Origin of the sequence: Actinobacillus indolicus, assembly GCF_004519515.1 — a bacterium.
GTDB lineage: Bacteria > Pseudomonadota > Gammaproteobacteria > Enterobacterales > Pasteurellaceae > Glaesserella > Glaesserella indolica_A.
The window spans coordinates 129,731-143,050 of sequence record NZ_CP038145.1 but is presented as its reverse complement, the minus strand read 5'-3'; the positions used below and the strand labels follow the sequence as shown (position 1 = coordinate 143,050).

Annotated in this window: 13 protein-coding genes; 5 read left to right on the top strand and 8 right to left on the bottom strand. The window is 39.9% G+C overall.

Going from position 1 to position 13,320, the window contains the following annotated elements; all coding sequences use genetic code 11:
- Nucleotides 1–49: 49 nt before the first annotated feature.
- Nucleotides 50–2,029 (bottom strand): exoribonuclease II, encoded by a 1,980-nt coding sequence (locus EXH44_RS00625; RefSeq protein ID WP_162855853.1) that lies wholly within the window; start codon nt 2,027–2,029, stop codon nt 50–52.
- Between the two features lie 235 nt (nt 2,030–2,264).
- Nucleotides 2,265–3,053 (bottom strand): enoyl-ACP reductase FabI, encoded by a 789-nt coding sequence (locus tag EXH44_RS00620; RefSeq protein ID WP_005714049.1) that lies wholly within the window; start codon nt 3,051–3,053, stop codon nt 2,265–2,267.
- Nucleotides 3,054–3,321: 268 nt separating this feature from the next.
- Between EXH44_RS00620 and rlmE the strand changes: the two genes are divergently transcribed.
- Both rlmE and ftsH read left to right on the top strand, forming a co-directional pair.
- Entirely contained in the window at nt 3,322–3,948 is a 627-nt protein-coding gene (gene rlmE / locus EXH44_RS00615) for a 23S rRNA (uridine(2552)-2'-O)-methyltransferase RlmE (RefSeq protein WP_135673620.1), read from the top strand.
- Between the two features lie 73 nt (nt 3,949–4,021).
- Nucleotides 4,022–5,953: an ATP-dependent zinc metalloprotease FtsH gene (ftsH, locus tag EXH44_RS00610; protein WP_162857500.1), complete on the top strand. Its 1,932-nt coding sequence runs from the start codon at nt 4,022–4,024 to the stop codon at nt 5,951–5,953.
- A gap of 119 nt (nt 5,954–6,072) precedes the next feature.
- Here ftsH and ispA read toward each other — a convergent pair whose 3' ends face one another.
- The gene (ispA, locus tag EXH44_RS00605; RefSeq protein ID WP_162855852.1) at nt 6,073–6,966 is read right to left on the bottom strand and encodes a (2E,6E)-farnesyl diphosphate synthase; all 894 of its coding nucleotides are present in this window, start codon (nt 6,964–6,966) and stop codon (nt 6,073–6,075) included.
- Nucleotides 6,966–7,190 (bottom strand): exodeoxyribonuclease VII small subunit, encoded by a 225-nt coding sequence (gene xseB / locus EXH44_RS00600; protein WP_135673614.1) that lies wholly within the window; start codon nt 7,188–7,190, stop codon nt 6,966–6,968. The genes ispA and xseB overlap by 1 nt, the downstream gene beginning before the upstream one ends.
- A gap of 100 nt (nt 7,191–7,290) precedes the next feature.
- Between xseB and EXH44_RS00595 the strand changes: the two genes are divergently transcribed.
- Together EXH44_RS00595 and EXH44_RS00590 are read left to right on the top strand one after the other, a co-directional pair.
- Nucleotides 7,291–8,079: an MOSC domain-containing protein gene (locus tag EXH44_RS00595; protein ID WP_162855851.1), complete on the top strand. Its 789-nt coding sequence runs from the start codon at nt 7,291–7,293 to the stop codon at nt 8,077–8,079.
- 5 nt (nt 8,080–8,084) lie between these two features.
- Nucleotides 8,085–10,025 (top strand): LTA synthase family protein, encoded by a 1,941-nt coding sequence (locus EXH44_RS00590; protein WP_162855850.1) that lies wholly within the window; start codon nt 8,085–8,087, stop codon nt 10,023–10,025.
- 60 nt (nt 10,026–10,085) lie between these two features.
- Here the strand turns inward: EXH44_RS00590 and EXH44_RS00585 are convergent, their stop codons facing one another.
- The 4 genes from EXH44_RS00585 to efp all read right to left on the bottom strand — a co-directional run bounded on the left by EXH44_RS00585 (nt 10,086) and on the right by efp (nt 12,612).
- A complete protein-coding gene (locus EXH44_RS00585) occupies nt 10,086–10,847 on the bottom strand; it encodes an FNR family transcription factor (protein WP_135673601.1) in 762 nt (253 codons plus the stop codon).
- A 211-nt stretch (nt 10,848–11,058) separates the two neighbouring features.
- Complete coding sequence (locus tag EXH44_RS00580; RefSeq protein WP_162855849.1) at nt 11,059–11,637, bottom strand: thymidine kinase; 579 nt, start codon at nt 11,635–11,637, stop codon at nt 11,059–11,061.
- 60 nt (nt 11,638–11,697) lie between these two features.
- The gene (gene zapB, locus EXH44_RS00575) at nt 11,698–11,916 is read right to left on the bottom strand and encodes a cell division protein ZapB (RefSeq protein ID WP_162855848.1); all 219 of its coding nucleotides are present in this window, start codon (nt 11,914–11,916) and stop codon (nt 11,698–11,700) included.
- 129 nt (nt 11,917–12,045) lie between these two features.
- On the bottom strand, nt 12,046–12,612 hold the full coding sequence (efp, locus tag EXH44_RS00570) for an elongation factor P (RefSeq protein ID WP_016528144.1): 567 nt from the start codon (nt 12,610–12,612) through the stop codon (nt 12,046–12,048).
- A 161-nt stretch (nt 12,613–12,773) separates the two neighbouring features.
- Here efp and EXH44_RS00565 point away from each other — a divergent pair, with 161 nt between their 5' ends.
- Complete coding sequence (locus tag EXH44_RS00565) at nt 12,774–13,319, top strand: hypothetical protein (RefSeq protein WP_162855847.1); 546 nt, start codon at nt 12,774–12,776, stop codon at nt 13,317–13,319.
- The last annotated feature ends 1 nt before the right edge of the window (nt 13,320 follow it).

Here is a 13,320-nt window from a genome sequence, read left to right as displayed (position 1 = left end):
AAATTTTGCAAATTTTTGCCATTATCTTACCGCTTGTAAAGGTACAACACTAGATAACCAATTCACCCACAATCGATCGTGTTTCTACACGAACTTCTTTAAGCTTCACTTTTACCGCTTGCCCGATTTGGTAAGCTTTCTCGCCCTTGATGTAGAGTGCAATCTCTTCTGGGCTAAATAACATTTCTTCTTTGTTATTGTGTAATGTTGAGAACGGAACAAAAATCGAAGCTCCATTTTCAATTACTTTAACACGCAAGCCACCACGAGAAACATCGTGGATTTCACCGTCAAATTCTACGTTTTGTTCCACCATGGGTTCAAGGTAACGAGCATAAAGCCAGTCAGCAATATCACGTTCAACCATACGATTTTGCTTACGGGCTTCTTGTAAGCGAGCTAAAACGGTTTCTTCGACAGGTTTTGCCGTTTGATTGGATAACACTTGTTTGATCAAACGATGATTAACCATATCGCCATATTTACGAATTGGTGATGTCCAAGTCGCATAATGACTGATGCCTAAGCCTAAATGCGGAGCTGAGGTTGCTTTAAACTCAGCAAAGGTTAAATAGCGGCGTAAACGCATTTCTAGGAAGTTTTCAGGGAATTGCTCAATATCACGACGCATTTCGCAATAGCCTTCAAGGGTACTTAAACGTTCAGGGGAGTATCGTTCAGATAAATGTTCACGATTTTCATCATTGGCAAGGGTATCCAGTAAGAATTTACGAGCTGGCTCTAAGTTTTTGCTATCAAAACCTGAGTGTGTATTAAATACGCCTGTGTGTGCATATTTATCTAAAAACTGTGCTGCACAGATGTTGGCGATAATCATTGATTCTTCGATCATTTGGTTAGCGATACGGCGATAGTCAATGTGAATTGCTTTGACCGCACCGTCTTCAGCTAACTCAAAGCTGTAATCGCCTTGTTCTTTAAATAGCAGTGCATTTTTGCTACGCCAGTCGATACGAGCAAGGGTAAATTGGTGTAACCAGTCGATTTGTTGTGCGGTTTCATCACAGTCTGGTGTCCAGTGGTTTTCGACTTTTTCGAGATAATCAGACACTTCATCATAGACCAAACGCGCTTTAGATTCGACCCAAGCCGACACAAAGCGAGCTTCACTTACCACATTGCCACTTAAATCTGTTTCAATATAACCGACTAAGGCTGGACGTTTTTCATTCGGTACGAGAGAGCAAAGATCATCAGACAGCTCTCGTGGCAACATCGGAATGTTAAAACCAGGGAGGTAGTTGGTGAAACAGCGTTGGCGAGCCGCTTTTTCAATCGCGGATTGCTCAGGAATGTAAGCGGTCGGATCGGCAATCGCAACCACTAAACGCCAGCCTGTTTGCGTACCGTTTTCGCTAATCGGCTCAACATATAACGCATCGTCCATATCTTTCGTGCTGGCACTATCAATGGTTGTAAAATAGAGATGAGTGAGATCTTCTCGCTCAATCTGATCGTGTAGTGCATAGCTTTTTTCATTTGCAACTGGTTCACGAGGCTGCTCGTGGCGAGCTAATGTTACCCACCACGGAGCGAAATTATCGTCCGCTTTGCAGATAAATTGAGTGACTTGAGCAAAGAAAAAGCGATCATCACGCAGAGGGTGTGTTTTCAACTGTGCCACCACCCAGTCCCCATTTTTGAGGGTTTCTGTGACTTTTTTCTGCGTATTGGCCGGAATAAAATTATTGATACTTGGGTGATCAACGGCTAATTGCAATTTCCCATCTTTGTTAAAACGCACTTGGGCGATAAAACGTTCCAGCATCGGTTCCAATAACGAGTCAATTTCAACTTGCTCTTTATCTCCATCACGCTTTACAACGGCTTTGACTTTGTCGCCGTGCATCACTTTTTTCATTTCCGAAGGGGGAATGAAATAGCTGTTTTTCTCACATTCTAAAAAGCCATAACTTTTATCTGACGTTTTTACCACGCCTTCAACATATTCTTTGCTTGCTTCAATCTGTTGTTTTAATTGAGCTAATAGGGGGTTATTTTGGAACATAGTTTCTCGTGTTGATAAAAATAAAAAGCGGTGCGTAATGCACCGATATAACTGAAAAATTATAGCGGATTTCAAGCGAGCTGTCTGAGAAATTTATGATTATTTCGATCGCTATCTAGAAAATAATAAGGCAAGCTAGCGTTTTGCAAGCGGTAGGATTTGATGATTTTTTTGCAAATTGCAGATAAAAAAGGACAGGCATAAACCTGTCCTTATAAATCAATTTAAAAAGCAATTACTCTTCGCCTAGCTCACCCATTGCTGTGATGCTAAAGCCTGCATCTACGTGCAATACTTCGCCTGTTACGCCTGAAGCAAGATCAGAACATAAGAATGCAGCTGAGTTACCCACATCTTCAATCGTTACAGTACGGCGTAATGCTGCGGTTTGTTCGAATGCTGCAAGCATTTTCTTGAAGTTTTTGATGCCTGATGCTGCAAGCGTACGGATTGGACCTGCAGAGATCGCATTAACACGGATACCTTCTTTACCTAAATCCGCTGCCATTACGCGTGTTGCTGCTTCAAGTGATGCTTTGGCTAAACACATAACGTTGTAGTTAGGGATCGCACGTTCTGCGCCTAAGTAAGAAAGAGTTAATAATGCAGCATCTTTGTTTAAGAATGGACGAGCTGCTTGTGCCATTGCCACGAAGCTGTATGCACTGATGTCGTGGGCAATGCGGTAGCCTTCACGGGTTGCGGCATTGACATAGTCGCCGTCTAATTGATCACCTGGTGCAAAGGCGATTGCGTGAACAAAACCGTCAAATTTTTCCCATTTTTTGCTTAATTCTGCAAAGCAGTTTGTGATGCTTTCATCTGTCGCTACATCTAATGGTAATACGATATCTGAACCAAACTCTTTGGCAAACTCTTCAACACGTGGTTGAAGTTTGTCGTTTAAATAGGTAAAGGCTAATTCTGCACCTTGTGCTTTCATTGCTTTTGCAATACCGTAAGCAATCGAACGGTTGCTTGCTAAACCTGTTACTAAAATACGTTTTCCAGCTAAAAAGCCCATAAATCTGTCCTCTGTTTAAATAAAAAGATGCCCAAAAGGCAAAAATTTTGGCGATTATAACGAAAAATTACGGTATCGAGCAAATACAAGCGGTCAGATCCGAGCTGTTTTTTGCAAATTCAATCATTTCACCACAAAATTTTAACTTTTCCCTTGAAATCAGCTATTTCACCCTTATTATAGACGGCAATTTTTATAGATTTATATTTAAATGTAGGGACACACTGAGTGTGTCCGTTTAAATTGATATAGCAGACTAGAGTAGATAATGGGTAGAAAACGCAGTGCAAGTTCATCTCGTTGGCTTGCAGAACATTTCAAAGATCAATTCGTTCAAAAGGCACACAAGCAGAAGCTTCGTTCCCGTGCCTATTTTAAATTAGATGAAATTCAACAATCTGACCGTTTATTTAAACATGGGATGACAGTGGTGGATTTAGGTGCAGCACCAGGCGGATGGTCTCAATATGTAGTCACACAGATTGGTAGCTCAGGGCGTGTCATTGCGTGCGATATTTTGGATATGAACCCGATTGTGGGGGTGGATTTCTTACAAGGGGATTTCCGTGAAGAAAGCGTTCTAAATGCGTTATTAGAGCGAGTTGGTGAAGGCAAAGTAGATGTGGTGATGTCCGATATGGCACCGAATTTCAGTGGTATGCCTTCTGTGGATATTCCTCGTGCAATGTATTTAGTAGAATTAGCGTTAGATATGTGTCGTCAAGTATTGGCACCAAAAGGTAGCTTTGTTGTCAAAGTATTCCAAGGGGAAGGATTTGATGAGTATTTGCGTGAAATTCGTTCGCTTTTCAATGTAGTAAAAGTACGTAAACCAGAAGCTTCTCGAGATCGTTCTCGTGAAGTTTATATTGTGGCGACAGGCTACAAAGGATAATGTAGCGTATCCCGTGAAATTATAGTAATCTTGACAAGTTTTTTAATAAAAAGAGGTAATCGCCTTGAACGATATGTTTAAAAATATTTTGCTTTGGGTTGTGATCGGTATTACGTTGATGACGGCATTCCAGGGCTTTAATACCAATTTTGGTAACACCAATACCGTTGACTATTCGACTTTTATTAATGATTTAAAACAAAATCAATTAAAAGAAGTGAATTTCAAAAGTAATGATGAAACCATTACCGTTAAAAAAGTGACGGGTGGGGAATATCAAACGGTAATGCCGATGTATGACCGTGATTTATTAAATGATTTGTTAAATAAAAATGTGACAGTCATTGGTGAACCGGCTGAGCGTCGTGGTTTATTATCCCAAATTCTAATTTCTTGGTTCCCGATGATTATTCTTATCGGGTTCTGGGTATTCTATATGCGCCAAATGCAAGGTGGCGGTGGTCGTGGGGCTATGGGCTTTGGTAAGAGCAAAGCGAAGATGATCGCACCGGATCAAATCAAAACACGCTTCAGCGATGTTGCAGGTTGTGACGAAGCAAAAGAAGAAGTGGCTGAAGTGGTTGATTTCTTACGTGACCCGAGTAAATTCCAAAAATTAGGCGGACGTATTCCAAAAGGCATTTTGATGGTCGGCCCACCGGGAACAGGTAAAACTTTGTTAGCTAAAGCGATTGCTGGTGAAGCGAACGTGCCGTTCTTTACTATGGCAGGTTCTGATTTCGTTGAAATGTTCGTGGGCGTAGGTGCTTCTCGTGTGCGCGATCTCTTCGATCAAGCGAAGAAAAATGCACCTTGTATTATCTTTATTGATGAGATTGATGCGGTTGGTCGTAAGCGTGGTGGCGCAGGTTTTAGTGGTGGTCACGATGAACGTGAACAAACTTTAAACCAAATGCTTGTGGAAATGGACGGTTTTGAAGGCAGTGAAGGGATCATCATCATTGCAGCAACTAACCGTGCGGATGTATTAGACAACGCTTTAACTCGTCCAGGACGTTTTGACCGTCAAGTTATGGTCGGTTTACCGGATGTGAAAGGTCGTGAGCAAATTTTGAAAGTTCACATGAAAAAAGTACCGCTTGCACCAGATGTTGATCCAATGATTATTGCACGTGGCACGCCAGGCTATTCTGGTGCAGAATTGGCGAACTTAGTGAATGAAGCTGCACTTTTCTCAGCTCGTGCAAATCAACGTGTTGTGACCATGAACGATTTTGAAAAAGCAAAAGACAAAATCAACATGGGACCAGAGCGTCGTTCCATGATTATGACTGAAGAGCAAAAAATCTCAACGGCATATCATGAAGCAGGTCATGCGATTGTTGGTTATTTAATGCCAGAACATGATCCAGTACATAAAGTGACAATTATTCCACGCGGACGTGCCTTAGGTGTCACTTTCTTCTTACCAGAAGGGGATAAAGTCAGCATTAGCCAAAAACAACTGGAAGGCAAATTAGCGAGTACCTATGGTGGTCGTTTAGCGGAAGAGTTAATTTATGGTAAAGAAAATATTTCAACAGGTGCTTCAAGCGATATTCAAGTAGCATCAAACATTGCTCGTCGTATGGTGACAGAGTGGGGCTTCTCCGAAAATCTTGGACCGATTCTATATAAAGAAGAAGAAGGTTTTGGTGCACCACGTGTTGTATCAGAAGCAACAGCGAAGCTGATTGATGAAGAAGTGCGTAAGATTATCGACCGTAACTATGAGCGTGCAAGACAAGTCTTAACGGACAATATGGATATCTTACACGCGATGAAAGATGCGTTGATGAAGTATGAAACGATCGATGTTCCACAAATTAAAAACTTGATGGAGCGTAAACCAGTGGGTGAGCCAGCAGGTTGGAACGATTCAAGCAGTAACGATAACAATACAACAACACCGCCTTCTGAAGAGAAAACAGAAGAAAAACCAACGGTAACAGAAGATCAAAACTTAGGGGATTCTGTTGCACAGAGCGAAGCAGAAAATAAATAAGCTGTTTATCTAAAAAGAAAACCGAGTCAGATCAAAATGACTCGGTTTTTTTGTCTTTACAAGCGGTCAGATTGTGTTAGAAATTTGCAACATTTCAGATATATCTCACCGCTTGTCAATTAACTTTCTCGTTTAACAATAAACTCTGCTAAGGCTGAGAGCGCAGTAGTATCAAATGGCAAACTGTCTAATGCCGCAATCGCAGTTTGGTACAAACTTTCTGCTTTCTGTTTTGCACCGTCTAAGCCTAATAATTTAGGATAGGTGCTTTTATCTAATGCTTGATCTGAACCTACGGTTTTGCCGATGATGTCACTATTGCCAATGACATCTAAAATATCGTCTTGCACTTGGAACGCCAGTCCGATAGCTTCCGCGTATGCGACTAATTTTTGTTGGATGTCAGTGTTATTGGCATAGTTTGAAAGATTAAAACCCATCATGACAGACGCTAAAATCAATGCTCCTGTCTTATTGCGGTGAATAAGCTCTAATTCATTCAGCAAGATTGATTTGTTTTCAGATTGCAAATCAAGGCTTTGACCTAAGCACATTCCTTTTGCGCCAGCAGATTTTGAGAGCCATTGCATTTGAGCCACTTTTTGTTCTGCATTTAATGTTGGGTCAAAAGCAAGGAGTTCAAAGGCAAAACTTTGTAAGGCATCTCCAGCAAGAATCGCGGTAGCTTCATCAAAGGCGATATGGCAAGTGGGTTTGCCACGGCGTAAGGTGTCATTATCCATCGCTGGCAAATCATCATGCACAAGGGAGTAAGCATGAATGGCTTCCATCGCCGCAGCAGAATGGTCGAGTTGTGTTAGGGGAACACCGAGCATTTTGCCTGTGGCATAGATTAAAAACGGTCTGACACGTTTGCCACCCAGTAACACCGCATAAGACATGGCATCAACAAGCGGTGTGTTATGAGCATAATATTGCGAAAGTTGCTTTTCAAGAAATTGATTAACACGTTGTTGGTATTGGGTTAATTCCGTAGAAAGATCGTAATTCATTATGCGTAATCCGTTAGCGTCGCGTTTTCGTCTTTTTGTAATAAAATTTGGATGCGTTGTTCTGCTTTTTGTAAACGCTCTTGCCCTTGTTGTACAAGTTTGATTGCTGTTTCAAATTCCGTTAGCGCTTCTTCTAGGGGAAGGTCGCCCGTTTCAAGTCGGCTGACAATCTCTTCAAGCTCTTTTAGGGTACTTTCAAAATCTTGGGTCGGTTTCTTTGCCATAGGATATTCCTTTTATAAAAATCTCTATTATTTTACTTTAGAATTCTATAAAAGTAGATGCTTTTCTGTTATTGTTCGCATCCAAAATTGGAGATACTTTATGCAAGTCACACAACTTAACCTTTATCCGATTAAATCAACACGAGCTTATCAGGTTGGGCAAGCATTTGTTTTACCCCAAGGGCTGAATTTTGATCGTGAATTTATGATCACTGAAATGGATGGTACTTTTATTACTGCGCGTAAAGATCAAGTGCTATATCGTCTTTCAGCTTTTCCGATTCCGACGGGCGTGGTGATTCAATATGATAATGGTGAACAATGTGTAGCCTTGTATCAAGATTTTGTGGAACAACAAACAAGCGAAGTATGGGGAACGCATTTTCCATCATGGGTAGCTCATGATGCGGTAAATCAATGGTTAAGTGAGCGGTTTGGGCGTGATGTGCAGTTACGTTGGATTGGTAAAACATCTGAACGTATGGTACAGAATTTTGAGCCTAATCCGTTAAGCTTTGCTGATAGTAATCCTTTATTACTGGTGTCAGAAAAATCTTTAGCACAGGTGCAGGCTTGGTCGCCCGTGCCTGTGGTTATGGAACAGTTTCGGGCGAATGTTGTCATAGACGGCGTTCAAGCCTTTGAAGAAGAAGGGTGGCGACGAATTAAAATTGGTGATGTTGAGTTTGAATTTGCTCAATGCTGTACTCGTTGTATTTTGATTACTCGCCATCCGACAACCCTTGAATTAGATCCGAAAGCTGAACCCTTTCGGACGCTAAAACAGAACCATACCAATGAGAAAGGCAAACCTATTTTTGGCATACATTTAGTGCCGAAAAGTAGTGGCGCAATTCGAGTTGGTGATTTTATTACGATTTTAGAGTAACGTTTATGCAGAGATCTTCTCGTTCTATTCTCTTTCCAATATTTTTCTTTGTTGGATTAAATATTGTTATTTTTACCTTATCACGTTTAGGACTATCTATTTGGCAAGCAGATCGTGTATCTGCTGTGGATGGTTGGTTCTCCCTTTTCTTACAAGGTTTACGCATTGATATTGTAGCCCTATGCTACTTATTCGGTGTACCTGCTTTATTTACGGTGTTATTTTTACACAATAATGGCTTAGGGAAACTTTGGAAAAAAATATTGAGAGTATGGCTCACCATTGGCAGTGTGTTTATTCTTTTTATGGAAGTAGCGACCCCTGCTTTTATTGAAACTTACGATTTCAGACCAAACCGTCTATTTATCGAGTACCTGCTTTATCCAAAAGAAGTATTCACCATGTTGGCAAATGGACATTTAGTGGCTGTGGTCAGCAGTTTGGTTGTGACTGTGATTGCGTCTTTAGTCTATTGGAAATTGGCTGGCTGGGCGGTGAAGGATTTACGTTTACCAAGCTGGAAAGTTCGCCCTGTGATTGCGTTATTAGTTATTGCAGTTGCGTTTGCGGGAGCTCGTTCATCGTTAGGACATCGTGGTATCAATCCTGCGATGGTGGCATTTTCAAGCGATCCGTTAGTAAACTCTTTGGTGCTTAACTCGGGTTATTCAGTCCTTTATGCCGCACAACAGCTCAAAGATGAAGAAAAATCTTCAGAGCAATATGGCAAAATGTCAGAAGAAGAGATGTTGGATATTGTAAAAAATAGCCGTAATCGCCCCGCTTCTGACTATATTTCCAAGGAGATCCCGACTTTAACGAAAAACAGTGCAAGCTATCAAGGTAAACCTAAAAATATCGTGATTGTGCTTGAAGAGAGCTTAGGTGCTCAGTTTGTCGGTACATTAGGTGGAAAACCATTAACACCGGAATTTGACAAACTCGCTAAAGAAGGTTGGTTATTTGAAAATATCTATGCCACAGGAACACGTTCCGTACGTGGTATTGAAGCAGTCACCGCAGGCTTTACACCAACGCCAGCACGTGCAACGGTAAAATTGACCAAAAGCCAGAATGGTTTCTTTACCATAGCAGAGTTATTACGTCGTCAGGGGTATAGCACATCCTTTATTTATGGCGGTGAGAAACACTTCGATAATATGGCAAGCTATTTCTACGGAAACGGTTTTGAAACGATTGTAGATGAAAAAGATTATAAAAACCCGAAATTTGTCTCAACGTGGGGAATGAGTGATGAAGACTTATTCGATAAAGCGAATGAAACATTCACAGAGCTTGCTAAAGGGGATAAGCCTTTCTTCAGTTTAGTCTTTACTTCAAGTAACCATGATCCATTTGAATTCCCAGATGGCAAAATTGAGTTATTTGATAAAGAGAAGCAGACCCGTAACAATGCAGCGAAATACGCAGATTATGCATTAGGGCATTTCTTTAAGTTAGCCAAACAGTCAAACTACTGGAAAGATACCATTTTCCTTGTAATTGCCGACCACGATTCACGTGTGGCAGGGGATAGCTTAGTGCCTATCAAAAACTTCCATATTCCTGCGTTAATTCTTGGGGAGAATATTGAACCACGTAGGGATAATCGTTTAGTGAGCCAAATTGATATGCCAACAACTTTGCTTTCTGTGGCGGGAATTAGTGGTGAATATCCGATGATCGGTTATGATTTGACCCAAGACGTTAACCCAAATCGTGCGTTTATGCAGTACGATCAAACACAAGCGATGATGAAAGGCTCTGATGTCATTATTCTAAAACCAAATTTAGAGCCTCAAGGCTACGAATATGATAAAGCAAATGAAAAGCTGAATCCGAAAGAGCAGCCTGAAGCCATGAAGAAAGAAGCATTAGCTCATGCGTTATTAGGCAGTTATTTATATAAAAATCAGTTATATAAACTTCCTAAAGTAGAAAATTAAGATAGATAAAAGGCATAGAATTATATTCTATGCCTTTTTAATAACTAGGAAATTTTAATTTTATGCACAACAAGACATTTTAGGTTTTGTTACACCAGCCATTTCGCTAAGCTCATCCATACGGTTAATCGTAATATATTTACCTTGAACGCTGATCATGCCACTTTTTTGGAAACGCCCGAGTAAACGGCTAATGGTTTCGATGGTTAAACCAAGATAGTTTCCAATATCGCCACGAGTCATTGTTAGACGGAACTCACGAGCAGAGAATCCGCGTGCGGCATATCGTTGAGATAAATTATAAATGAAGGCTGCGAGTTTTTCCTCGGCACTCATTTTTGAAAGTAATAAGATCATTTCTTGATCACTTTTGATCTCATTACTCATTAAACGCATAATTTGATGACGAATTTTGGGCATTTTACCTGCTAAGTCGTCTAGAATATCAAATGGAATTTCACAAATCATGGAGGTTTCAAGTGCTTGTGCAAACCCAACATGTTTCATATCCATGATTGCATCAAAACCCACTAAATCGCCAGGTAAGTGAAACGCGGTAATTTGCTCTTCACCATTTTCGCTGATGGTGTAGCTTTTGATAGTGCCTGAACGAATTGCATAGATAGAGCGGAGCTCGTCACCCGATTGGAAAATAATTTGAGATTTTTGAACAGGTTTTTTACGTTCAATAATATTATCTAACTGAGTGAGTTCATGATCATTGAGTGTAAACGGTAAACACAATTGACTGATACTGCAATTTTGACAGTGAATTGTGCATGCTGTTCTTCCATTTGCTTTAAAATCAGATACAATTTTCATAAGAAACTATCCTAAAGTTTGATTTAGGGCAAATTTTAACATTTTTTTAGGGAATTATGAATAGAATAATTCTTATTTGGAGTGAAAATGGCAGCTGAAAAATTAACCAAGAAAAGACTGATTCAGATTATTATCATGTTAGTTATTTTAATTAGTGCATTTCTTTATCGTACCTATACCTATTAAAAAAGATGCCTCTCGGCATCTTTAGTTATAAACCTAATTTCTCTTTATAGTGTTGTCGGCAGACAGATAGATAGGTATCATTGCCACCAATTTGGATTTGATCACCATCTTTTACGGCCTCGCCTTTCTCATTCATGCGAATCACGAAGCCTGCTTTACGACCGCAGTAGCAAATGGTCTTAAGTTCTTCTAATTGATCTGCCCATGCGAGTAAATAGCGACTTCCTTCGAATAATTCAGCTTGGAAATCAGTACGTAATCCATAGCACAACACAGGAATTTTCAATTTATCGACAACTTCTGTTAATTGATAAACTTGCTGTTTCGTTAGAAACTGTGATTCATCAATTAAGATACAGTGTAATTTTTCTTTAGCAAGGTGTTGTGAAATATCTGCAAATAAATCAGTTTGTCCATTAAATAAGAGTGCTTCTTGTGAGATACCAATACGTGAAGCCACTTTGCCTACACCATAACGATCATCAATAGCCGCAGTATAAACTAAGGTATTCATACCACGTTCCTGATAGTTATAGGAAGATTGTAATAACGTTGTTGATTTCCCCGCATTCATTGCGGAATAATAAAAGTAGAGTTTAGCCATAGGGAAGAAAAATTATAAAAAACGGCTAATTACTTAGCCGTTTTATTAAAAATGATGTAATTAAACGTTATCGATTTGACCTAAAAGTGAACGTAAACGATCTTGGAATCCTTGATGTTCCGCTTTTAATTGTTCGTGCTCTTGACGTAATGTTTCATTTGCACGATTTGCTTCTTCATTTTTGCCTTTTAATTCTTCAACTTCTAATTGAAGTAGTTGGATCGTTTCTACGGCTTGTTTAATTTTGTCTTCAAGTTGGTCTAAAATGGTTACTGACATAATATGTTCCTCTAAATTAGGTGATTCAAATAATGTAAAAATTTTACCTTAATTAGAGAAATTTTTCATTATAAAGTTCTGATTTATAGATAAAAAAATCCCCTAACAAATTGTCAGGGGATTGCGAGATTATTTCACGCGAGAAACATATTCGCCTGAACGGGTATCCACACGGATAACTTCGCCGATTTGAACGAAAAGTGGAACACGAACTACTGCACCTGTGCTTAATGTCGCAGGTTTACCACCTGTACCAGCGGTGTCACCTTTTAAGCCTGGATCAGTTTCGATAACTTCTAATTCAACAAAGTTTGGTGGAGTAACGCCGATTGCAGAGCCATTCCATAATGTAATGATACATTCTGCTTGATCAACTAACCATTTATCGTTGTCGCCTAATGCTTTTGCATCTACAGAAATTTGCTCGAACGTTTCTGGGTGCATAAAGTACCAGAAATCTTCATCTTTATAAGAGTAAGTGTAGTTGTAATCTACAACATCTGCCGCTTCAACAGTTGAGCCTGATTTGAAGTTGATCTCTAATACTTTACCAGAGATTAATTTACGGATTTTAGTACGGGTAAATGCTTGACCTTTACCTGGTTTTACGAATTCGTTTTCAACGATGACACAAGGTTCGCCATCTTGGATAAATTTTAAACCCGGTTTGAAATCATTAGTGCTGTAACTAGCCATTGTTATCCTCAGAATTTTAGATATAAAGTAATGCCCAAAGGGCTAAGGTATAAAAAGGCGTATATAATACACTAAAATCCTTAAAGATTTAAAAATTTATTTAGGCTTTAGCGATGAAGAAGGTATAATCCACGCGTTTTAACCAACCTAAAGGAATAATAATGAAAAAAATCATGACATTAACTGCTGTGTTAGCACTTTCTTTTGCAACCGTGGCTGAAGCTAAAAAAGTAGGTGGAAAAGTAACAAGAGCAAAAACACCTGCGACAGTACAACAATCAACTACGCAACAAAAAGCCGATGCAGATTTTAACAATACCCCAAATCAAACTGCACCAACTGCTGGAGCAGCTCAACAAGCGCAAGGTAACCGTTTAGGGAACTTCGCAACAGGTGCGGCTGCGGGTTATTTATTAAGTGAAGTGCTTTCACCAACAGAAGCACAGGCTCAAACTCAAACAACACCTGCAACTCAAGCGCCAACAGAGCAATTAACTCAACAAGTACAACAAGTTGCACCTGCGATTCCAACCTTTAAAGCCGTTGACCCACAAAACGATCCTTATCTTATTGAAAAAACACCGGGCTATTTACGCTACTGCTTAAACGGCGTGCAATATATGGTGGGGACAAACAACAGCCAATTACCACCAACATTGATGGTTGATAAAACGAATGCACCAGTGCAGTGTGTGATTAGCCAATAAT

What these genes read in the sequence shown, in the direction of transcription:
- zapB (WP_162855848.1), bottom strand. Translation starts at nt 11,916, where the DNA reads ATGTCAGTAACCATTTTAGACCAACTTGAAGACAAAATTAAACAAGCC.
- rlmE (WP_135673620.1), top strand. Translation starts at nt 3,322, where the DNA reads ATGGGTAGAAAACGCAGTGCAAGTTCATCTCGTTGGCTTGCAGAACAT.
- EXH44_RS00585 (WP_135673601.1), bottom strand. Translation starts at nt 10,847, where the DNA reads ATGAAAATTGTATCTGATTTTAAAGCAAATGGAAGAACAGCATGCACA.
- efp (WP_016528144.1), bottom strand. Translation starts at nt 12,612, where the DNA reads ATGGCTAGTTACAGCACTAATGATTTCAAACCGGGTTTAAAATTTATC.
- ftsH (WP_162857500.1), top strand. Translation starts at nt 4,022, where the DNA reads ATGTTTAAAAATATTTTGCTTTGGGTTGTGATCGGTATTACGTTGATG.
- EXH44_RS00580 (WP_162855849.1), bottom strand. Translation starts at nt 11,637, where the DNA reads ATGGCTAAACTCTACTTTTATTATTCCGCAATGAATGCGGGGAAATCA.
- ispA (WP_162855852.1), bottom strand. Translation starts at nt 6,966, where the DNA reads ATGAATTACGATCTTTCTACGGAATTAACCCAATACCAACAACGTGTT.
- EXH44_RS00565 (WP_162855847.1), top strand. Translation starts at nt 12,774, where the DNA reads ATGAAAAAAATCATGACATTAACTGCTGTGTTAGCACTTTCTTTTGCA.
- EXH44_RS00625 (WP_162855853.1), bottom strand. Translation starts at nt 2,029, where the DNA reads ATGTTCCAAAATAACCCCCTATTAGCTCAATTAAAACAACAGATTGAA.
- xseB (WP_135673614.1), bottom strand. Translation starts at nt 7,190, where the DNA reads ATGGCAAAGAAACCGACCCAAGATTTTGAAAGTACCCTAAAAGAGCTT.
- EXH44_RS00590 (WP_162855850.1), top strand. Translation starts at nt 8,085, where the DNA reads ATGCAGAGATCTTCTCGTTCTATTCTCTTTCCAATATTTTTCTTTGTT.
- EXH44_RS00595 (WP_162855851.1), top strand. Translation starts at nt 7,291, where the DNA reads ATGCAAGTCACACAACTTAACCTTTATCCGATTAAATCAACACGAGCT.
- EXH44_RS00620 (WP_005714049.1), bottom strand. Translation starts at nt 3,053, where the DNA reads ATGGGCTTTTTAGCTGGAAAACGTATTTTAGTAACAGGTTTAGCAAGC.